We start from the raw sequence: 20253 nt of genomic DNA on the forward strand, positions 1-20253 counted from the left end.
CCTGCTTTTCATGAGGCGCTAACAGCACCTCCAGGATAAAAGCATTTGACCGACCCCGGCCAGTAGCGCCGCGCGGCACCGGTCACCGGTCCGCCACGCCTCAAATGTATTGGCGTGCAAAACGTTTCGCGTCAGAGCCGGTTCGGCCCGGCCGAAGTGTCACAGTGACGTAATTTCCCTTGGTCCCAGTTCAGCCCTTGGAGCCGTTCATCAGGGCGACGATGCGCTGCAGGTCGTCGACCGAGCCGAATTCGACAACGATCTTCCCTTTGCGTTTGCCGAGGCTGACGGTGACCCGCGTGTCGAACGCGGTGGAAAGCTGCTCAGCAACGTCCTGCAGACCGGGCATGTGGATCGGCTTGCGGCGCGGCGGGGCGGGCTTGTTCCCATCGCCGCGGTTGGCCAGCGTGACCGCTTCCTCGGTAGCCCGCACCGACAGCCCCTCGGCGACGATCCGGGCCGCGAGCTCCTCCTGGGCCTCCGGGCCGCCTTCCAGCGTCAACAGCGCCCGGGCGTGGCCCGCCGACAGCACGCCGGCCGCGACGCGGCGCTGCACCGGGATCGGCAGGCGCAGCAACCGGATCATGTTGGTGATGAGAGGACGGGACCGGCCGATGCGGGCCGCCAGTTCGTCGTGGGTGACACCGAACTCGTCGAGCAATTGTTGGTAAGCCGCCGCTTCTTCCAAGGGATTCAGCTGAACCCGGTGGATGTTCTCCAGCAGTGCATCCCGAAGCAGGTTGTCGTCGGTGGTCTCACGCACGATCGCCGGGATGGCCGTCAGGCCGGCCTGCTGGGCGGCGCGCCACCTCCGCTCCCCCATCACCAGCTGATAGCGCACACCATCGCCGGAGGTCCCGATCGGCCGGACCACGATGGGTTGCATGAGGCCGAACTCTCGGATTGAGTGCACGAGCTCGGCCAGCGCCTCGTCGTCGAACACCTGCCGCGGCTGGCGCGGGTTCGGCTCGATGCTGGCTGGGTCGATCTCGCGATACACCGCTCCGATGCCGCTCGGTCCGGGCCCGCCCAGCACGACGTCGGCGGCCGCGTCGCCCATCCGCGGCCCCATGCCCGACGACTGGGTCTCAGCCTCCGACGGCCCGGTCGGAATCAGCGAAGCCAGCCCGCGGCCAAGGCCGCCTCTCTTTCGTGACGCCTGAGTCATGAGCGCCCCCCTTTCCCGCAAGCGGGTGGTGCCCCCACCCCGTCCCTGGTTTCTCTATCGCCGGCGGCGCGAGTCATGGTTGTCCCTTCGCGGCTGGTGGTTGGTCTCGCTCGGCAAGTTCGCGGCTGGCGTCGAGATAGCTCATCGCGCCGCGCGAACCCGGGTCGTAATCGATGATCGTCATGCTGTAGCCCGGCGCCTCAGAGACTTTGACGCTGCGCGGGATCACCGTGCGCAGCACCTTAGCCCCGAAGTACCGGCGCACCTCGTCGGCGACTTGGTCGGCGAGCTTGGTCCGCCCGTCATACATCGTCAGGATCACGGTCGACACTTCCAGATGGGGATTTAGGTGTGCCTTCACCATCTCGATGTTGTTCATCAGCTGCGAGACACCCTCCAACGCGTAGTACTCGCATTGGATGGGAATCAGCACCTCCGGGGCCGCGACGAGGGCATTGATCGTCAGCAGCCCCAGCGACGGCGGGCAGTCGATGAAGACGTAGTCGAAGTCGGACTGATCTAAATCGCTCAGCGCGGTCCGCAGCCGATTCTCGCGCGCCACCATGCTGACCAATTCGATCTCGGCACCGGCCAGGTCGATGGTGGCCGGCACGCAGAACAGGCGTTCGCTATGCGGGCTGCGGCGCAGCGCGGTCCGTAATGGAATCTCCCCGAGGAGTACCTCGTACGACGACGGCGTGCCGGAGTGGCGTTCGGTGATACCGAGCGCGGTGCTGGCGTTGCCCTGCGGATCCAGGTCGATGACAAGGGTTTTGACTCCCTGGATCGCTAGCGCGGCCGCGAGGTTTACCGCCGTTGTCGTCTTACCGACCCCGCCCTTCTGGTTGGCAATGGTCAAGAGCCGGCGCTGGCTGGGGCGCCGCAAAGGTGCATGGGTGGTGTGCAGCACCTGCATCGCGCGCTCCGCAGCTGCGCCGATCGGGGTGTCGTATTCGGCCAATGTTTCACGTGAAACATTCGGCGAAGACGTCTGGGGCGCCCCCTGCTCGGAGGCGGCCGGCCCGCCCGGCGCGGTCATAGCTTCTCCCTTTTGGCCCTGTTCGACTTCTGCGACGGTCGACGTGGTTGCAGCGCGGTCGATACCGGCCCTCCGCCCTGCGCCACCACCACGGTTGCGGGCGGACTCAAGAAGCTCACGCCACATTTCACCACCCTGACATTCACGGCGCCCAATTCGGCCATCACACGCCGGTGCTGACGGACTTCCTCCGCTGCCCGTTCGCCTTTGATCGCCAGCATCCGCCCGCCCGGTCGCAGCAGCGGCAGGCTCCACCGGCTCAACTTGTCCAACGTGGCTACCGCGCGTGACATTACAGCGTCGCTTCCGCCGACGCCGTCCCGGACCCTCGGGTCCTCCGCCCTGCCCCGGATCACGTCCACATCGAGGCCGAGTTCGGAGACGACGCCGCGCAAGAAGTCGGTCCGGCGCAACAGCGACTCGACGAGCGTCACGCGAATGTCCGGTCGTGCGATGGCAACCGGTATGCCCGGCAAGCCGGCCCCGCTGCCGATGTCCACCACCCGCTCGCCGGGCTCCAGTAGCTCCCCGACAACCGCGCAATTCAAGACGTGCCGCTCCCACACTCGGTCCAGTTCCCGCGGCCCGAAGGCTCCCCACTCGGCGCCGGCCCCCGCCAACAACTCGGCATATTGTTGGGCGATGTCGAGGCGATCGCCGAAAATCGCGGCGGCGGCGTCCGGCGGTGCGGCCACCTCGACATGTTTCACGTGAAACATCCTCCCGGTTCACTCGGCCGATCACCGCGCGCCTCTGGGAACTACACGGATGTAACTCCGCGCTCAGTCAAGCAAGACGACGACGCGCCGGGCGGGTTCGACGCCCTCGCTTTCGCTGTGCACTCCGGGCACCGCCGCGACAGCGTCGTGCACGATTTTGCGCTCGAACGGCGTCATCGGTGCGAGTTCTTCTCGCTCGCCCGTCTTGAGCACTCGCCTGGCGACCTTGTCGCCTAGCGCCGCGAGCTCCTCTCGCCGGCGGCGGCGCCAACTGGCGATGTCGAGCATCAAGCGGCTCCGCACTCCGGTCTTCTGATGGACCGCCAGCCGAGTCAGCTCCTGCAGCGCGTCGAGGACTTCCCCTTTGCGGCCCACCAGCTTGTTCAAGTCGTCGCTGCCGTCGATGCTGACCACCGCCCGGCTGCCCTCCACATCCAGATCGATGTCGCCGTCGAAGTCCAACAGATCCAGTAGCTCTTCCAGATAGTCGCCTGCGATCTCACCTTCGGCGACCAACCGCTCCTCCAGATCGCTGTCCGCCACGGAATCGGCGTCGGCCACCGACTCCGCCTCCTCCTGTGCCTGTTGCTCGGGCGCATCGTCTGCTTCGCGTTCGGTTGTCTCGGCGTCCGTCATGCCTATCTCTTTCTTTCCCGTCCTTCAGGGGCAGCTGGCTCACCCCGCTAGGTTGTTACCGCGCGCCGCCGTTGCGGGTCACCGCTTGCGCTTCTTCGGCTTCGCTCCAGGCCGCGGGGTTCGATTGGCTGAACTAGCTTCTCTCGCAGGCTGATTCGGCTTGCCCGCTTTCACGTCTGACTCGTTCGAGGCCGCTACTTGCCCGTTGACCTCCCCGTCGGGAGTCTGCGGTTGCTGCGCACCCGCGCTGGCCGGTGACCCGTTCGCGCGCGTCGCCGCCGCCTTCGGCGCGCGCTTCGGCTTGGCGCCTGGCGGCGGCGCATTCGCCGATCGCCGCTGCAACGCTTCGCGCTTTTTGGCCTCTTCTTCCTTCTCGATCATGCCGAACACGTAGTGCTGCTGACCGAAGGTCCAGATGTTGTTCGAAACCCAGTACACGATGATCGCCAGCGGCAAGAACGGCCCACTGACGATGACGCCGAGCGGAAATACGTACAGCGCAAGCTTATTCATTATCGCGGTCTGCGGATTCGCCGCAGCCTCGGGACTCTGCCGCGCTACCGATGCACGGCTGTTGAAGTATGTGGCAATCCCCGCCACCAGCATCACCGGCACACCCACGAGAATCACAGCGGGACGGCTGAATTCGGTAAAAGCGTCCAGCCCGGTCCGCTGCGTCATGAACGCCCCGATCGGTGCGCCGAACAGGTTGGCGTCCAGAAAGTGCGCCACGTCGCTCGGACTGAAAACGTAGTTCCCGGTCGAGCGGTTTTCGGCCACCGACAGGTGCGGCTGACCGAAGCCCCCGGTGGTCCGGTTGAACGAACGCAGCACATGGTAGAGCCCGATAAACACCGGGATCTGCGCCAACATGGGCAGGCAGCCCAGGATCGGGTTGAAGCCGTGTTCGCGCTGCAGCTTTTGCATCTCCAGCGCCAGCCGCTGGCGGTCTTTGCCGTACTTCTTCTGGAGCGCCTTGATCTGCGGCTGCAACTCCTGCATCTGCCGGGTGGTACGGATCTGGCGGACAAACGGCTTGTACAGCAACGCGCGCAACGTGAAAACCAAGAACATCACCGCCAGCGCCCACGCGAAGAAGTTCGTCGGTCCGAGCAACAAGCTGAACGCCTTGTACCAGACCCACATGATCGCCGACACCGGGTAGTAGATGATGTCCAGGCTGAACCAATCAAACAATGGAGTCCCTCTCCGCTTGCTCTGCCGACACGCCCCGCTCCCCTTGCTCCGCTGCGGCTCGGCAGACGTGTCGTGCGGGCGCCGGCGTCCTCTGGCGCTCGGGTATCGGATCCCATCCTCCCCGATGCCACGGCCCACACTTCGCCAGCCGCACCAGGGCCAGCCAACAACCCCGCACCAACCCGTACTCGGTCAGCGCGTCCACGGCGTATTGGCTGCAGGTGGGGATGAATCGGCATGTGGGCAGCCGCAGCGGGGACACCATGTGCCGATAGAGCTGGATGACGAAAATCAGCCCGCGCGCCGCTGTCGCACCCGCTCGGCGGGCCCATCCGCTCCCCCCGACAATCACTGCCGGGCCCCCGCAACTTGACAAGCCCGCCGCAACCCGCAACGCAGTTGCCGCTCGAGTCGCGCCGAGGTCGCGTCCCGGCTGCTCGGCAGTGCGCGGATCACCACGTGGGCCGAGCTCCCTGCGTTCTCGAGGTCTTTGACCACCTCGCGCGCCACGTGCCGCAACCGTCTGGCGACTCGGTGGCGTTGCACCGCCGAGCCCACGGACTTCGTGATGATCAACCCGACCTTCACCGGCGAGCCTTGCTCAGCCCGTCGCGCGTGAAGGACGAGATCGGGCTGCACAGCCCGTATCCCATGTTTGACCGCCGCGTCGAACTCAGCCGACCGCGTCATCCGATTCCGCGCGGAAAGCACCGCTGTACCACCGGAAGTGGATCAAGCGGTAAGTGAACGGCGCCCTTTGCGCCGCCGGTTCGACACGATCGCCCGCCCAGCCCGGGTACGCATCCGCAGCCGAAAGCCATGGACGCGGGCTCGGCGCCGGTTGTTCGGCTGAAAGGTCCGCTTACCCTTCGCCACGGCTCACTCCTCGTTACATCTGGCAACGCGCTTGGGCTGGAGCAACAACCGTTGCCTGGCCGGACGCGTTTGCCCTCACTAGCCCTCGACGGACTGTGTCTCGGTGGTAACCGGCGCGGGCCCCGGACGGATAGCCCGGATCGCAGCCGTATCGCCGACTTTCGGGCGACTGTTCGAGGGTACTGACCAGCCTTCGCCCGGTCAAACTTGGCCGCCGAACGCCTCGGCAGCACCGGAAATTCTTCACTGATTCCCCACCCGCCACAGAGCGGCCGTGATCTCATCGAACCACGATGGCAATGTCGCAGAACGGTTGGCACTCGCACCGAAAACTGTTAGCTTCGGGCGGTGTAGTTTCCGCGCCGCCTCCGACTGAGGTGGCGGCCGACATTGAAGCGAGGATGGCGAATCGGTTTTCTGTCCAGGCAACTTTTGCTGACAGACGTGAAACCCGATTCCGCGCGCCGTCCGCGATAGGTTGCGTCGCGATGACGACCGTCCTGTCCACACCTGTGGATAACCATGTGGACAGGTCGTCAGCGCCAACAGTGGCTGTTGGTAGATCTCGAACCGGGGGGCTAATCGGTGACCGATGATCCCGGGTCGAGTTTTGCGACCGTATGGAATGCGGTTGTCTCCGAACTCAACGGGGAAATCCATCCAGACAGCGCGCCGAGCAACGGCGAACCATTCAGCCCACCGCTGACCCCCCAGCAAAGAGCCTGGCTGAACCTCGTACAACCGCTCACAATCGCCGAAGGATTTGCCCTACTGTCGGTTCCCAGCAGCTTCGTACAGAACGAGATCGAACGCCACCTACGCACCCAGATCACCGAAGCGCTCAGCCGCCGACTGGGCCAGCCGATCGAACTCGGCGTCCGCATCGCCCCGCCGGCCGAAGATGACGTCGACAATGGCGCAGCCGCATCGGCTGACGATCTCGGATCCGACATCGACGAAGTCGACGAAGATCGGGAAGCCCTCGCGAGTGCGCACGAAAGCTGGCCTAGTTACTTCACCGACCGGCCCAGTAACAACGACGCCGCGGCCGGCGGAACCAGCCTCAACCGCCGCTACACCTTCGACACCTTCGTCATCGGGGCGTCCAACCGATTCGCTCACGCCGCCGCGCTCGCGATAGCCGAAGCACCGGCACGCGCGTACAACCCGTTGTTCATCTGGGGCGAATCCGGACTCGGCAAAACACACCTGCTGCACGCAGCCGGCAACTACGCGCAACGACTGTTTCCCGGCATGCGCGTCAAGTACGTCTCCACCGAGGAATTCACCAACGACTTCATCAACTCCCTGCGCGACGACCGCAAGGTCGCGTTCAAACGCAGCTACCGCGACGTCGACGTGCTGCTGGTCGATGACATTCAGTTCATCGAGGGTAAAGAAGGCATCCAGGAGGAGTTCTTCCACACCTTCAACACACTGCACAACGCCAACAAACAGATCGTCATCTCATCCGATCGCCCACCCAAACAGCTCGCGACGCTCGAAGACCGCCTGCGTACCCGCTTCGAATGGGGACTGATCACCGACGTACAGCCCCCCGAGCTGGAAACCCGGATCGCCATCCTGCGCAAAAAGGCACAGATGGAACGCCTGGCCGTCCCCGACGAAGTCCTCGAACTCATCGCCAGCAGCATCGAACGCAACATCCGCGAACTCGAGGGCGCGCTGATTCGCGTCACCGCCTTCGCCTCGTTGAACAAGACCCCGATCGATAAAGCGCTGGCCGAGATCGTGCTGCGCGACCTGATTGCTGACGCCAGCACGATGCAGATCAGTGCGGCGACAATCATGGCGGCCACCGCCGAATACTTCGACACCACCGTCGAAGAGCTCCGCGGCCCCGGTAAGACCCGCGCGCTCGCCCAGTCCCGTCAAATCGCGATGTATCTCTGCCGCGAACTCACCGACCTGTCGTTGCCCAAAATCGGCCAAGCCTTCGGCCGCGATCACACCACCGTGATGTATGCCGAACGCAAGGTCCGGGGCGAGATGGCCGAACGCCGCGAGGTGTTCGACCACGTCAAAGAACTCACCACCCGGATCCGCCAGCGCTCGAAGCGCTGATGCGTTGCAGTTCTGCCGAAAAATTTTTGCCACCCCCACTTGTGCATACCCCTGTGAGTAACCACTCGACGTCGCCGGTGGCGCTGCACCTCTTCCTGGATAACCGAGACGACATCCCCAGCCACCGCACAGCCCACTCACAGCCAGCAAAGCCACCATCCACACCCGATTACCGCGCCCACGCAGCGCCGACCCGGCTTTGTCCCCAACGTGCACAGGACTTACTACTGCTATTGGAATCTCTTCATAGGTTTCTCTTCGAAAACAGCCCTTGGGATCAGGTGTTCCACATCCCGCACTCAGCTCGCGGCGATCCAGTGTCATAGGAGTCGATTAGCTTTCAAGATGGCGACGAAGGCTTTAACGTTGTGGTTCGACTGCCGTTTATGGCCGTCGCGGCGGATTACACGCACAGGCTTCGTCACCGGGAGTGGCCGCTGAATTAGGAACCTTGTTGTTCGAGGTGATGAAGGGACGCTATGGACGTGGCGACGACCAAGGTCGGTCTCACCGACTTGAAGTTTCGCTTGGCACGAGATGAGTTCGCAGATGCGGTGGCGTGGGTGGCAAGGAACCTGCCCACCAGACCGACAGTGCCGGTGCTCGCCGGTGTCTTGCTGACCGGTTCAGACGACGGGCTGACCATCTCGGGATTCGACTACGAGGTATCCGCCGAGGTGAGCCTGGCCGCTGAAATCGCCTCGCCCGGAACAGTTCTGGTGTCCGGCCGACTGCTTTCTGACATCACTCGAGCCTTGCCGAATAAACCGGTCGATGTCCACGTCGACGGTAGTCGCGTGTCGTTGACCTGCGGAAATTCCCGGTTCTCCTTGCCGGCGATGGCCGTCGAGGATTACCCGACGTTGCCGGCATTACCGGACGAAACAGGGACGTTGTCAGCAGACTTGTTTGCCGAGGCCATCAGCCAAGTGGCGGTGGCCGCCGGCCGGGACGACACCTTGCCCATGCTCACCGGTATCCGCGTGGAGATTTCCGGTGAAACCGTAGTGCTCGCCGCCACCGACCGGTTCCGGTTGGCAGTTCGCGAGCTGACCTGGTCGGCGGCCTCGCCCGACATCGAGGCAGCGGTGCTGGTGCCGGCCAAGACCTTGGCTGAGGCGGCCAAGACGGGCACTGACGGTTCAGAGGTGCGGTTGTCATTGGGCGCGGGATCGGCCGTAGGCAAGGAGGGGTTGCTGGGGATCAGCGGCGACGGCAAGCGCAGCACCACCAGGCTCTTGGACGCGGAGTTCCCCAAATTTCGTCAGCTGCTGCCGACCGAACACACTGCCGTGGCCACCATCGGGGTGGATGAACTGACCGAGGCGATCAAGCGGGTGGCACTGGTCGCCGACCGCGGTGCGCAGGTGCGAATGGAATTCGGCGACGGTGTGTTGCGGCTTTCGGCCGGCGCCGACGACGTCGGGCGCGCGGAAGAGGATCTGGCGGTCGAGTTCGCCGGCGAACCACTGACGATTGCTTTCAACCCCACTTATTTGACCGATGGGCTGGGATCACTGCATTCCGAGCGAGTGTCGTTCGGCTTCACCACGCCCAGCCGGCCAGCGGTGTTGCGGCCGGCGTCTGATGACGTCGTGTCGGGCAAAGGCCCGTTCCCTGCCGTGTCGACCGACTATGTGTATCTGTTGATGCCGGTCCGGCTGCCGGGTTAGCGGGCCGGCGTGCACGTCCGTCGTCTTAGCCTGCGGGATTTCCGGTCATGGGCGCACGCCGACCTCGAATTGGATCCCGGACGTACCGTATTCATCGGTCCTAATGGCTACGGCAAAACGAATCTTATTGAGGCCCTGTGGTATTCGTCGACATTGAATTCGCACCGGGTCGCCACCGATGCACCGCTGGTGCGGGTCGGGGCAGCCCGGGCGGTGGTGTCGACCATTGTGGTCAACGAAGGCCGCGAGTGCGCCGTCGACCTTGAGATTGCGAGCGGTCGAGCCAACAAGGCCCGGTTGAACCGCTCACCGGTGCGCAGCGCCCGCGAAGTGGTCGGTGTGCTGCGCGCGGTGCTGTTCGCGCCGGAGGACTTGGCGCTGGTGCGCGGCGACCCCGCCGACCGGCGGCGTTACCTGGACGATCTGGCGACGGTGCGGTGGCCGCGAATTGCGGCGGTGCGCGCCGACTACGACAAAGTGGTGCGTCAGCGCACGGCGCTACTCAAGACCGCGAGTGGTCGGCGCCAAGGCGATCGCGATGTAGTCGACACGCTGGACGCCTGGGACCGGCATTTGGCGACCCATGGTGCGGAGTTGATGGCGGCGCGAATCGAGTTGGTGCACCAGTTGGCACCCGAGGTGCAGAAGGCCTACGCAATGCTGGCGCCGGGATCGCGGTCGGCGGCGATCGGTTATCGCGCCAGCATCGACATCGACACGGGTGATGATGCTGATGTGGAGTTCCTGCAGGCCGCTTTGTTGGCGGAGATCGCCAAGCGTCGACCGGCCGAACTGGATCGCGCCGTGTGTCTGGTAGGACCGCACCGGGACGATTTGGAGTTGCGGCTCGGTGACCAACCTGCGAAAGGCTTTGCGAGCCACGGTGAATCGTGGTCGATGGCGTTGGCTCTGCGGCTCGCTTCGTATGAATTGCTGCGCGCCGAGGGAACCGACCCGGTGTTGTTGCTTGATGACGTGTTCGCTGAGCTGGACAGCGCGCGCCGCCGGGCGCTGGCCGCGGCCGCGGCATCGGCTGAACAGGTATTGGTGACCGCAGCCGTCGCGGAGGACGTGCCCAGTGATTGGGATGCCAAACGGGTCGGGATCGTGTTGCGCGACGACGACCACGGGCGGGTATCGGCGGTGCAGACGTGACCGAGCATGACGCGAATGTCGGCCCGCCTGAACGCTTGAGTGCGGTGGCCGGCATGGATCTGGTCCGGCGCACGCTCGAGGAGGCCCGCGGCGCGGCACGCAGTCAGGGAAAAGACGTCGGCCAGGGTCGGCGAACGGCGCCGCCGGCTCGGCGCTTCGCGGGTACGGCGGGGCGACGACGCTGGTCCGGGCCCGGGCCTGACAGTCGAGACCCACAGCCGCTCGGCGCGGTGACGCGTGAGGTGGCGAATAAGCGCGGTTGGTCGCCGCGGGTCGCCGAAGGTGCCGTGTTCGGCCGGTGGTCGGCGGTCGTCGGCCAACAAATCGCCGAACATGCCACGCCGACCGCCCTACGCGACGGGGTGCTGAGCGTGTCGGCTGAGTCGACGGCTTGGGCCACCCAGTTACGGATCATCCAGGCGCAGCTGATTGCCAAGATCGCCGCGGAGGTCGGCGAGGGGGTGGTGAGGACGTTGAAGATCACCGGCCCCGCGGCGCCGTCGTGGCGGAAAGGCCCGCTGCATATCGCCGGGCGGGGTCCTCGGGACACCTACGGCTAAGTCCGCGAAGGATTGGCTCAGGGCCGCCAGAATTGAGAAACCGGCTCTGTCAAGCGTCCGGACGCAGGTAGATCCGAGAAATCCCGTGCACGACGCAGATAGCTGTGTAGAAACACCCTCGCAGAATCGGTGCGGACGCCTCCGAACGGTAGACTGGCCGGAGAACCCGCGCGCGGTCGCTGGCCGTGCCCCGCCCCCCAAGGAGAGCTTTCAATCGTGCCTGCCCAGAAGAAGGCCCGCACCTCATACGACGCCGGGGATATCCAGGTTCTCGAAGGGTTGGAGGCGGTTCGCAAACGGCCCGGCATGTACATCGGTTCCACCGGCGAACGCGGTCTGCACCATCTGATCTGGGAGGTCGTCGACAACGCGGTGGATGAGGCGATGGCCGGATTCGCCACCAAAGTCGACGTCAAACTCCTTGCGGACGGCGGCGTCGAAGTCACCGACGACGGCCGCGGCATCCCCGTGGCGATGCACGCGACCGGCATCCCCACTGTCGATGTGGTGATGACGCAGTTGCACGCCGGCGGAAAATTCGGCGGCGACGACGGCGCCTATGCGGTGTCCGGCGGGCTGCACGGTGTGGGCGTTTCGGTGGTCAACGCGCTGTCCACCCGGCTCGAGGTGGAAATCTGCCGCGACGGCTACGAATGGTCGCAGTATTACGACCACTCGGTGCCGGGCACGCTCAAGCAGGGCGAGAAAACCAAGAAGACCGGGACGACGGTGCGGTTCTGGGCGGACCCGGACATCTTCGAGACAACCGAATACGACTTCGAGACCGTCGCTCGACGGCTGCAGGAGATGGCGTTCCTCAACAAGGGTCTGACCATCGAGCTGACCGACGAGCGCGTCGCCGCCGAGGAGGTCGTCGACGAGGTCGTCAGCGACACCGCCGAGGCCCCGAAGTCCGCACAGGACCAAGCCCAGGAGCGCAACGCCCCGCACAAGGTCAGGCACCGCACGTTCCACTACCCGGGCGGCCTGGTCGACTTCGTCAAGCACATCAACCGCACCAAGAACCCGATCCACAGCAGCATCGTCGACTTCTCCGGTAAAGGCCCCGGCCACGAGGTCGAGATCGCGATGCAGTGGAACGCCGGCTATTCGGAGTCGGTGCATACCTTTGCCAACACCATCAACACCCACGAAGGCGGCACCCACGAAGAGGGTTTCCGGGCGGCGTTGACCTCGGTGGTGAACAAGTACGCCAAGGATCGCAAGCTGCTCAAGGACAAGGATCCCAACCTGACCGGCGACGACATCCGTGAGGGTCTGGCCGCGGTGATCTCGGTCAAGGTCAGCGAGCCGCAGTTCGAGGGTCAGACCAAAACCAAGCTGGGTAACACCGAAGTCAAGTCGTTCGTACAGAAGGTCTGCAACGAACAACTCACCCATTGGTTCGAGGCCAACCCCAGTGACGCCAAGACCGTCGTGAACAAAGCGGTGTCGTCGGCACAGGCCCGCATCGCCGCACGCAAAGCACGAGAGCTGGTGCGCCGCAAGACCGCAACCGACTTGGGCGGATTGCCGGGCAAGCTGGCCGACTGCCGGTCCACCGACCCACGCAAATCGGAACTGTATGTGGTGGAAGGTGATTCGGCTGGCGGCTCCGCCAAAAGCGGGCGCGATTCGATGTTCCAGGCGATCCTGCCGCTCCGCGGCAAGATCATCAACGTCGAAAAGGCACGCATCGACCGGGTGCTGAAGAACACCGAAGTCCAAGCGATCATCACCGCGCTGGGCACCGGAATTCACGACGAATTCGACATCAGCAAGCTGCGTTACCACAAGATCGTGCTGATGGCCGACGCCGACGTCGACGGCCAACACATCTCGACGCTGCTGCTGACGCTGCTGTTCCGGTTCATGCGGCCGCTGATCGAGAACGGGCACGTGTTCTTGGCGCAGCCGCCGCTGTACAAACTGAAGTGGCAACGCAGCGACCCGGAATTCGCATACTCCGACCGTGAACGCGACGCATTGCTGGAAGCCGGGCTGAAGGCCGGCAAGAAGATCAATAAGGACGACGGTATCCAGCGCTACAAGGGCCTCGGCGAAATGGACGCCAAGGAACTGTGGGAGACCACGATGGATCCCTCGGCGCGGGTGCTGCGTCAGGTGACCCTGGACGATGCCGCCGCAGCCGATGAGTTGTTCTCCATATTGATGGGCGAGGATGTCGACGCCCGCCGCAGTTTCATCACCCGAAACGCCAAAGACGTTCGCTTCTTGGACGTTTGAGGAAATTTAAGGGGATTCAAGGAAATCAATGACAGATACTACGCTGCCGCCGGGCGGTGACGCCGCCGACCGCATCGAGCCGGTCGACATTCAGCAGGAGATGCAGCGCAGCTACATCGACTACGCGATGAGCGTGATCGTTGGCCGCGCGCTGCCGGAGGTGCGCGACGGCCTCAAGCCGGTGCACCGCCGGGTGCTCTACGCCATGTACGACTCCGGATTCCGGCCGGACCGCAGCCACGCGAAATCGGCGCGCTCGGTCGCCGAGACGATGGGCAACTACCACCCGCACGGGGACGCGTCGATCTACGACACCCTGGTGCGGATGGCGCAGCCGTGGTCGATGCGCTATCCGCTGGTCGACGGCCAGGGCAACTTCGGGTCGCCGGGCAATGATCCGCCAGCCGCCATGAGGTACACCGAGGCGCGGCTGACTCCGCTGGCGATGGAAATGCTTCGCGAAATCGACGAGGAGACAGTCGATTTCATACCAAACTATGACGGTCGGGTGCAGGAACCGACGGTGTTGCCCAGCCGGTTCCCCAACTTGCTGGCCAACGGCTCGGGTGGCATTGCCGTCGGCATGGCCACAAACATCCCCCCGCACAACTTACGAGAACTCGCCGAGGCGGTGTTCTGGTGCCTGGAGAACTTCGACGCCGACGAAGAGGCGACACTCAAGGCGGTCACCAAGAAGGTCAAGGGGCCCGACTTCCCCACTGCCGGATTGATCGTCGGCTCGGAGGGGATCGCCGAAGCGTACGCCACCGGTCGCGGATCCATCCGGATGCGCGGAGTCGCCGAGATAGAAGAGGATTCGCGCGGTCGCACCTCGCTGGTCATCACTGAGCTGCCCTATCAGGTCAACCACGACAACTTCATCACCTCGATCGCCGAGCAGGTTCGCGACGGCAAGCTCGCCGGTATCGCCAACATCGAAGACCAGAGCAGTGACCGGGTGGGGTTGCGCATCGTCATCGAGCTCAAGCGCGATGCCGTGGCCAAGGTGGTACTGAACAACCTCTACAAGCACACCCAGCTGCAGACCAGCTTCGGCGCCAACATGTTGGCGATCGTTGACGGGGTTCCGCGCACGCTGCGCCTCGACCAGCTGATCCGCCACTACGTGGACCACCAGCTCGACGTCATCGTGCGCCGCACCACCTATCGGTTGCGCAAGGCCAACGAGCGGGCCCACATTCTTCGCGGTCTGGTCAAAGCGCTCGATGCGCTCGACGAGGTGATTGCACTGATCCGGGCGTCGGAAACCGTCGACATCGCGCGCCAGGGCTTGATCGAGTTGCTCGACATCGACGAGATCCAGGCGCAAGCCATCCTGGACATGCAACTGCGCCGGCTCGCGGCGTTGGAGCGCCAGCGGATCATCGACGACCTGGCGAAGATCGAAGCCGAAATCGCCGATCTGGAAGACATTTTGGCCAAACCCGAGCGGCAGCGCGGCATCGTGCGTGACGAGCTGAAAGAGATTGTCGACAAGCACGGCGACGACCGCCGGACCCGCATCGTGGCCGCCGACGGCGAGGTCAGCGACGAGGACCTGATCGCACGCGAAGACGTCGTCGTCACCATCACCGAGACCGGATACGCCAAGCGCACCAAGACCGACCTGTACCGCAGTCAGAAACGAGGCGGGAAGGGGGTCCAGGGCGCCGGCCTCAAGCAGGACGACATCGTCGCGCACTTCTTCGTGTGCTCGACGCACGACTGGATCCTGTTCTTCACCAGCCAGGGCCGGGTGTATCGGGCCAAGGCCTACGACCTGCCGGAAGCCTCGCGGACCGCGCGCGGCCAGCACGTCGCCAACCTGCTGGCATTCCAGCCCGAGGAGCGGATCGCGCAGGTCATCCAGATCCGCAGCTATGAGGACGCGCCGTATCTGGTGCTGGCCACCCGCAAAGGTCTGGTCAAAAAGACCAAGCTCACCGACTTCGACTCGAACCGCTCAGGCGGAATCGTGGCGATCAATCTGCGCGACGGCGACGAACTGGTCGGGGCGGTGCTGTGTTCGGCCGACGACGACCTGCTGCTGGTCTCGGCCAACGGCCAGTCCATCCGGTTCTCGGCAACCGATGAAGCGTTGCGCCCGATGGGGCGCGCGACCTCGGGTGTACAGGGCATGCGGTTCAACGCCGACGACTATCTGCTGTCGCTCAACGTGGTGCGCGAAGGCACATATCTGCTGGTAGCGACGTCCGGCGGCTATGCCAAGCGCACCGCGATCGAGGAGTACACCACGCAGGGCCGCGGCGGTAAGGGCATCTTGACGATCCAGTACGACGAGCGACGTGGCAGGCTGGTTGGGGCGTTGATCGTCGACGAGGACAGCGAGGTGTACGCCATCACCTCCGGCGGCGGCGTAATCCGGACCGCGGCCCGGCAGGTACGCAAGGCGGGACGGCAAACCAAGGGCGTTCGCTTGATGAACTTGGGCGAGGGCGACACACTGGTGGCCATTGCACGTAACGCCGAGGAAGCGGCCGTAACGGACAGCCCGGAGGGGGACGAGGCCTAGCCTGGTGACTAGCGCTGGGCGTCAGCCGGCCCGAGCCGACACGAGGCGACCGCACGTAAGGAGCCGTAGGTGACTTCACCGAACGAGCCGGGATACCCCGGGCGGGGCGACAGCTCTAATGGTGATGGCTCGGTCGGCCGCGGAGCCGCACACCGGTCCGAGCCGCATCCCACCTCGAGCCGCAGCCCAGAAACCGGCGGGGCGGCATCCCCCCCACGCGCGGCCGGCGGTCGGCCGTCATCTACCCCGCCTCGTCCGGCTGGCGAGGCGCCTGCGCACGGAGAAACCCGGTCGGCGGGCCACTCGCCAGGTGTGGAAGCGCGCCTGACCCGATTCATCTCGGGGACGGCGGCGCCCGGCGGCGGGGTGCCGCCGCAGACCGGGCGCAGCAAGACACCCACGCTGGGCGCGCCGTCCGGCGCTGGAGTTGATGCCGACTCGCCGCCCGCCCGCGGAGAGGGTCGGCACGGCGAGGCCTACGCCAGTGAATTACCGGACTTGTCCGGGCGCACTCCCCGACCGGCGCCACGCAGGGCGACGCCGGAGCGCGCGCCGGAGACCGCGGCGTCCGGCGCGGACCGCCCTACCGCCCGGATCCAGGTCGCAGCGCGATCCCGGGGCCCGGTGCGGGCCAGCATGCAGATCCGCCGGATCGACCCGTGGAGCACATTGAAGGTATCGCTGGTGCTTTCCGTGGCGCTGTTCTTCGTCTGGATGATCGCCGTTGCCTTCCTGTACCTGGTCCTCGGCGGGATGGGTGTGTGGAGCAAGCTGAACAGCAATGTCGGCGATCTGCTGAACAACTCCAGCGGCAGTGCCGAGTTGGTTTCCAGCGGCGCGATCTTCGGCGGCGCGCTGTTGATCGGGCTGGTGAACATCGTGCTGCTCACCGCGATGGCCACCATTGGTGTGTTCGTGTACAACCTGACGACCGACCTGATCGGTGGGATCGAAGTGACACTGGCGGATCGGGACTAGCCCGGCGACGATGCAGAGCGCGCAGCGCGATGAGGAGGAGGCGGGCAATCGAGACTAGCCCGGCGACGATGCAGAGCGCGTAGCGCGATGAGGAGGAGGCGGGCAATCGGGATCCGCCCGGGAATCGGGAATTAGGGTCGAGGGTGCGCGATACGGTAATCTCGTCGCTCGGCTGTCCGCGTGTGCGGGCCTATAGCTCAGGCGGTTAGAGCGCTTCGCTGATAACGAAGAGGTCGGAGGTTCGAGTCCTCCTAGGCCCACAACCATGTGTTCGCCCAGACGCTCCGTGAGGCTGGTGCTGCCGCTGGCGGCAGTCGCCCTGTTGGCGGTGGTAATTCGGTCGCGGCGGGGGGTCGAGGTGTGGCATATGGCAGCTGACCAGACAGCACATGGCAGCGAGGGGCCTTAGCTCAGTTGGTAGAGCGCTGCCTTTGCAAGGCAGAAGTCAGGGGTTCGAATCCCCTAGGCTCCACCCATCGACGTCGCAGGCGCGTCCTATTAGCCTCAGAGCAATGGTCGAGATAGCGCAGCTGCACCAGGAGCTCCTCGCCCGTGTGCTCGGTGAAAACGGAAAGGCCGCACCGGAGTTGCGCCGCAACGCATTTGACAACGCGGGCCTAGACGAACCACTTCGCACTTTGGTCGAGAAGGTCGCCGTGCGCGCCTACCAGGTGACCGACGAGGATTTTGCCGCGGTCCGCGCGGCGGGCCTCAGCGAGGATCAGATCTTCGAAGTCGTGGTATGCGCGGCCATCGGCCAGGCGAACCGTCAGTACAGCGGCGCGCTAGCCGCCTTGGCCGACGCGACGGCAGAAGCTTCGGACGCGTGAGACTCGAGATCCTCGAGCGAGGCCATCGCCCGTCGACCAAGGCCATCTTTGCGCTCATCCGGGTGATGACCCGCCAGCCCGTCGTCGATGCGGTCAAGTTGGCGCTCCACCGTCCGGATTTTTACGGCGCCGGCCCGTTGACCCATGAAGCGATGCGCGGGCCATCGCAGTGGTCGATCGGGGATCGCGAGCTGATGGCGGCCTACGTCTCGAAAGTCAACCAATGCCCGTTTTGCGTCTCGGCCCATTCGGCCACGTCGACGCTGTGGTACGGCGACGACGCGAGGGTCAAGGGCACGCTTGCGGATTTGGATACCGCACCGATCGACGAGCCGCTCCGGGCAACGCTGCGCATGCTCGGCAAGCTCACCGCGCAGCAGAGCATCGACGCGGCTGACATCCGCGCGGTTCTGGCTGCCGGGGTCTCTCCCGCTGCGGTCAAAGACGCTCTCGCAGTCTGCCTTGCGTTCAACATCACCGACCGGTTGGCCAACGCATTGGGCTTCGACATCGCGAGCCAGGAAGCGATGAGCGCAGGTGCGCGGCACCTTCTCAAACGCGGGTACCGGTAGGCACTACGGCCGCGGCTGCACCTCGACGCTTGGCGGCCGCGGCGACGGCTCGGGCGGGCGAGTGGAACGCCGGACGATCGAGAACACGACCGCGCCGCCGGCCAGGGCCAACACCACGACGCCGGCGATCAGCCACGGCCGCTTGCCGCGGCGCTGCGATCGCCGCGCCTTCTGTAGCGCCTCCGGTAGGCCGGCGGCCACCTCCTGCGCCGCGGCGAGTTCTTGGGCGATGGCCTCCTGCGTCGCTTGCAGCTCGCGCGCCAACCGGCCCTCCCGATAGCGGCGACGCAGACTCGACGCGCCGGCCTGTGCCGACTGCACGCCCAGTCCCACCACCCCGCGCGTCACGTCCACCGGACCCACTGCGGTATACGCCAACCCGCGACTCAGCCGCTGGCGTGGCGTCAACCGGGTGTTCGTCGTCGCGCTCATCTGCCGCCTTTCTGCCGACCGTGCGTAGACCTCCACCCTGCCACTCGGCGGAGGTCAATGGGACCGGACGGCGCATGTGTCGCTACGACCGGGCACCGGCCGGCGGACGCCCGCACGGGTGATGGCAGACTGTGTTGCCGTGACCACCAGCCCAATTCAAACTGCCACTGCAACACTGCACACCAACCGCGGCGACATCAAGATCGCGCTGTTCGGAAACCACGCTCCCAAAACCGTCGCGAACTTCGTGGGTCTCGCGCAGGGCACCAAGGACTACTCCACCCAAAACGCCTCGGGTGGCAGCACCGGCCCGTTTTACGACGGTGCCGTGTTCCACCGAGTCATCAGCGGCTTCATGATCCAGGGTGGCGACCCCACCGGAACCGGGCGTGGTGGACCCGGCTACAAGTTCGCCGACGAGTTCCACCCGGAGTTGCAGTTCGACAAGCCTTATCTGTTGGCGATGGCCAATGCCGGTCCCGGTACCAATGGATCGCAGTTTTTCATCACCGTGGACCGCACACCGCATCTGAATCGTCGGCACACCATCTTCGGTGAGGTCGTCGATCCGCAGTCTCAGCAAGTCGTCGACGCGATCGCCAGCACGCCGACCGATCAAAGCGACCGGCCCACAGAGCCGGTAGTGATCGAGTCGGTGACCATCTCCTAGCCACACGCGCCTGGCTCACCCGGGGGCGTAGCCGGCCTCGGTGAGCGCGTCGAGCACCTCCAGCGGGTCGGTGCCGAGGTCCCACCGCGAGAAGATCAGCAGTCGGCCATCGACGGTATCGATCTCCAATAGCCGTACCTTTCGGCCGATTCGGCGGAACTCGGTGATCCGGATGATCTTGATATCGGCGCGCCGCAAAAACTGCGTTTGCATCCAGCCGCGGGCCGCCAGCCCTTCGTCGGTGATTGCCAGCTTCGGGCGCGCACGCCAGGAGACGAGCGCAAACATCAGCAATCCCGCTGCGGCTATACCGGTCAGCAACCGGCCGGGCACGTCTGTGACCACAGTCACACATGCGATAGCCATCACAGCGCCGACGAAGCCACAACCTGCGATTCCCGCAGCGGAGGGCTCCCATTGTGTTTGCTGTGCCGCCATCTCAGGCGCCCCCACCACACCGGATGCAGTTATCCACAAGTGCTATACACAATGGGGATGAATAACACGCGTGTGATTGAGTATGCGCCGTTTTGCTAATCCAGTAACGCCGCAGACCCTAAATGAATTCATCACGGTACCGGGAAACTTCTACCGCCACCGCATTGTGAGCAACAGCCCACTGATCATGAAAGCAAAGGCGATCGCGTAGTTCCACGGACCGATCTCCGCCATCCAATCCAGCATCGACGGCGCATCGGGTCCGGTGGCTGCCAGCTGAAACACCATCAGCCAGACCAAACCGATGAGCATCAGGCTGACGAAGAATGCCACGAACCACACGCTGGACGGCCCAGCCTTGACCTTGACCGGCGTACGGCTCACCGCACGGGCGGTGAAGTCGTTCTTCTTTCGGACCTTGGACTTGGGCATCGATACCTCAGGA

Annotated in this window: 21 protein-coding genes and 2 tRNA genes; 12 read left to right on the top strand and 11 right to left on the bottom strand. The window is 64.8% G+C overall.

Annotated elements, in window-relative coordinates:
• Positions 1-190 precede the first annotated feature (190 nt).
• The 8 genes from MSP7336_RS05340 to rpmH form a co-directional block, all read right to left on the bottom strand.
• A complete protein-coding gene (locus MSP7336_RS05340; RefSeq protein ID WP_069394086.1) occupies positions 191-1168 on the bottom strand; it encodes a ParB/RepB/Spo0J family partition protein in 978 nt (325 codons plus the stop codon).
• Between the two features lie 73 nt (positions 1169-1241).
• Complete coding sequence (locus MSP7336_RS05345; protein ID WP_113963213.1) at positions 1242-2207, bottom strand: ParA family protein; 966 nt, start codon at positions 2205-2207, stop codon at positions 1242-1244.
• Positions 2204-2926, bottom strand: a complete 723-nt coding sequence (gene rsmG / locus MSP7336_RS05350) for a 16S rRNA (guanine(527)-N(7))-methyltransferase RsmG (RefSeq protein WP_113963214.1) — start codon at positions 2924-2926, stop codon at positions 2204-2206. The genes MSP7336_RS05345 and rsmG overlap by 4 nt, the downstream gene beginning before the upstream one ends.
• Positions 2927-2989: 63 nt before the next feature.
• Complete coding sequence (locus tag MSP7336_RS05355; RefSeq protein WP_113963215.1) at positions 2990-3562, bottom strand: Jag family protein; 573 nt, start codon at positions 3560-3562, stop codon at positions 2990-2992.
• Positions 3563-3640: 78 nt separating this feature from the next.
• Entirely contained in the window at positions 3641-4708 is a 1068-nt protein-coding gene (yidC, locus tag MSP7336_RS05360) for a membrane protein insertase YidC (RefSeq protein ID WP_244917520.1), read from the bottom strand.
• 43 nt (positions 4709-4751) lie between these two features.
• Positions 4752-5111 (bottom strand): membrane protein insertion efficiency factor YidD, encoded by a 360-nt coding sequence (gene yidD, locus MSP7336_RS05365; protein WP_181786567.1) that lies wholly within the window; start codon positions 5109-5111, stop codon positions 4752-4754.
• Entirely contained in the window at positions 5108-5470 is a 363-nt protein-coding gene (gene rnpA / locus MSP7336_RS05370; RefSeq protein WP_113963218.1) for a ribonuclease P protein component, read from the bottom strand. Before rnpA ends, yidD begins: the two co-directional genes overlap by 4 nt.
• Positions 5471-5491: 21 nt before the next feature.
• A complete protein-coding gene (gene rpmH, locus MSP7336_RS05375; protein WP_084226258.1) occupies positions 5492-5635 on the bottom strand; it encodes a 50S ribosomal protein L34 in 144 nt (47 codons plus the stop codon).
• Positions 5636-6220: 585 nt separating this feature from the next.
• Here rpmH and dnaA point away from each other — a divergent pair.
• The 11 genes from dnaA (at position 6221) to MSP7336_RS05435 (ending at position 18268) form a co-directional block, all read left to right on the top strand.
• Positions 6221-7720 carry a chromosomal replication initiator protein DnaA gene (gene dnaA, locus MSP7336_RS05380; RefSeq protein WP_069394081.1) on the top strand — a complete coding sequence of 500 codons (1500 nt, stop codon included), beginning with the start codon at positions 6221-6223 and terminating at the stop codon, positions 7718-7720.
• 479 nt (positions 7721-8199) lie between these two features.
• Positions 8200-9393 (top strand): DNA polymerase III subunit beta, encoded by a 1194-nt coding sequence (dnaN, locus tag MSP7336_RS05385; RefSeq protein WP_069394080.1) that lies wholly within the window; start codon positions 8200-8202, stop codon positions 9391-9393.
• 9 nt (positions 9394-9402) lie between these two features.
• Positions 9403-10548 (top strand): DNA replication/repair protein RecF, encoded by a 1146-nt coding sequence (gene recF / locus MSP7336_RS05390; protein WP_113963219.1) that lies wholly within the window; start codon positions 9403-9405, stop codon positions 10546-10548.
• Entirely contained in the window at positions 10545-11108 is a 564-nt protein-coding gene (locus tag MSP7336_RS05395; RefSeq protein WP_113963220.1) for a DUF721 family protein, read from the top strand. The genes recF and MSP7336_RS05395 overlap by 4 nt, the downstream gene beginning before the upstream one ends.
• Before the next feature lie 216 nt (positions 11109-11324).
• Positions 11325-13355, top strand: coding sequence for a DNA topoisomerase (ATP-hydrolyzing) subunit B (gene gyrB / locus MSP7336_RS05400; protein WP_069394077.1), 2031 nt, complete (start codon positions 11325-11327; stop codon positions 13353-13355).
• A 28-nt stretch (positions 13356-13383) separates the two neighbouring features.
• The gene (gyrA, locus tag MSP7336_RS05405) at positions 13384-15888 is read left to right on the top strand and encodes a DNA gyrase subunit A (protein ID WP_069394076.1); all 2505 of its coding nucleotides are present in this window, start codon (positions 13384-13386) and stop codon (positions 15886-15888) included.
• A gap of 69 nt (positions 15889-15957) precedes the next feature.
• On the top strand, positions 15958-16866 hold the full coding sequence (locus MSP7336_RS05410; protein ID WP_113963221.1) for a DUF3566 domain-containing protein: 909 nt from the start codon (positions 15958-15960) through the stop codon (positions 16864-16866).
• A gap of 186 nt (positions 16867-17052) precedes the next feature.
• A tRNA-Ile gene (locus MSP7336_RS05420) sits at positions 17053-17126 on the top strand.
• 139 nt (positions 17127-17265) lie between these two features.
• Positions 17266-17338: transfer RNA gene (locus MSP7336_RS05425), tRNA-Ala, on the top strand.
• A 40-nt stretch (positions 17339-17378) separates the two neighbouring features.
• Positions 17379-17696, top strand: coding sequence for a carboxymuconolactone decarboxylase family protein (locus tag MSP7336_RS05430; RefSeq protein WP_113963222.1), 318 nt, complete (start codon positions 17379-17381; stop codon positions 17694-17696).
• A complete protein-coding gene (locus MSP7336_RS05435; protein ID WP_113963223.1) occupies positions 17693-18268 on the top strand; it encodes a carboxymuconolactone decarboxylase family protein in 576 nt (191 codons plus the stop codon). Before MSP7336_RS05430 ends, MSP7336_RS05435 begins: the two co-directional genes overlap by 4 nt.
• 3 nt (positions 18269-18271) lie before the next feature.
• Here MSP7336_RS05435 and cwsA read toward each other — a convergent pair whose 3' ends face one another.
• Positions 18272-18700, bottom strand: a complete 429-nt coding sequence (gene cwsA / locus MSP7336_RS05440; RefSeq protein WP_069394304.1) for a cell wall synthesis protein CwsA — start codon at positions 18698-18700, stop codon at positions 18272-18274.
• 121 nt (positions 18701-18821) lie between these two features.
• On the opposite strand from cwsA, the gene MSP7336_RS05445 reads away from it, so the two are divergent.
• Positions 18822-19370, top strand: coding sequence for a peptidylprolyl isomerase (locus MSP7336_RS05445; RefSeq protein WP_069394068.1), 549 nt, complete (start codon positions 18822-18824; stop codon positions 19368-19370).
• A 15-nt stretch (positions 19371-19385) separates the two neighbouring features.
• Here MSP7336_RS05445 and MSP7336_RS05450 read toward each other — a convergent pair whose 3' ends face one another.
• Positions 19386-19808 carry a PH domain-containing protein gene (locus MSP7336_RS05450; protein WP_069394303.1) on the bottom strand — a complete coding sequence of 141 codons (423 nt, stop codon included), beginning with the start codon at positions 19806-19808 and terminating at the stop codon, positions 19386-19388.
• 150 nt (positions 19809-19958) lie between these two features.
• The gene (gene crgA, locus MSP7336_RS05455; RefSeq protein ID WP_069394302.1) at positions 19959-20240 is read right to left on the bottom strand and encodes a cell division protein CrgA; all 282 of its coding nucleotides are present in this window, start codon (positions 20238-20240) and stop codon (positions 19959-19961) included.
• Positions 20241-20253: the final 13 nt, after the last annotated feature.

The organism is Mycobacterium shimoidei, from assembly GCF_900417275.1.
Lineage (GTDB): Bacteria > Actinomycetota > Actinomycetes > Mycobacteriales > Mycobacteriaceae > Mycobacterium > Mycobacterium shimoidei.

Coding starts and splice junctions, on each gene's coding strand:
- MSP7336_RS05340 (WP_069394086.1), bottom strand. CDS start 1,168: ATGACTCAGGCGTCACGAAAGAGAGGCGGCCTTGGCCGCGGGCTGGCT.
- MSP7336_RS05345 (WP_113963213.1), bottom strand. CDS start 2,207: ATGACCGCGCCGGGCGGGCCGGCCGCCTCCGAGCAGGGGGCGCCCCAG.
- rsmG (WP_113963214.1), bottom strand. CDS start 2,926: ATGTTTCACGTGAAACATGTCGAGGTGGCCGCACCGCCGGACGCCGCC.
- MSP7336_RS05355 (WP_113963215.1), bottom strand. CDS start 3,562: ATGACGGACGCCGAGACAACCGAACGCGAAGCAGACGATGCGCCCGAG.
- yidC (WP_244917520.1), bottom strand. CDS start 4,708: ATGTGGGTCTGGTACAAGGCGTTCAGCTTGTTGCTCGGACCGACGAAC.
- dnaN (WP_069394080.1), top strand. CDS start 8,200: ATGGACGTGGCGACGACCAAGGTCGGTCTCACCGACTTGAAGTTTCGC.
- gyrA (WP_069394076.1), top strand. CDS start 13,384: ATGACAGATACTACGCTGCCGCCGGGCGGTGACGCCGCCGACCGCATC.
- MSP7336_RS05430 (WP_113963222.1), top strand. CDS start 17,379: ATGGTCGAGATAGCGCAGCTGCACCAGGAGCTCCTCGCCCGTGTGCTC.
- cwsA (WP_069394304.1), bottom strand. CDS start 18,700: ATGAGCGCGACGACGAACACCCGGTTGACGCCACGCCAGCGGCTGAGT.
- MSP7336_RS05445 (WP_069394068.1), top strand. CDS start 18,822: ATGGCAGACTGTGTTGCCGTGACCACCAGCCCAATTCAAACTGCCACT.
- MSP7336_RS05450 (WP_069394303.1), bottom strand. CDS start 19,808: ATGGCGGCACAGCAAACACAATGGGAGCCCTCCGCTGCGGGAATCGCA.
- crgA (WP_069394302.1), bottom strand. CDS start 20,240: ATGCCCAAGTCCAAGGTCCGAAAGAAGAACGACTTCACCGCCCGTGCG.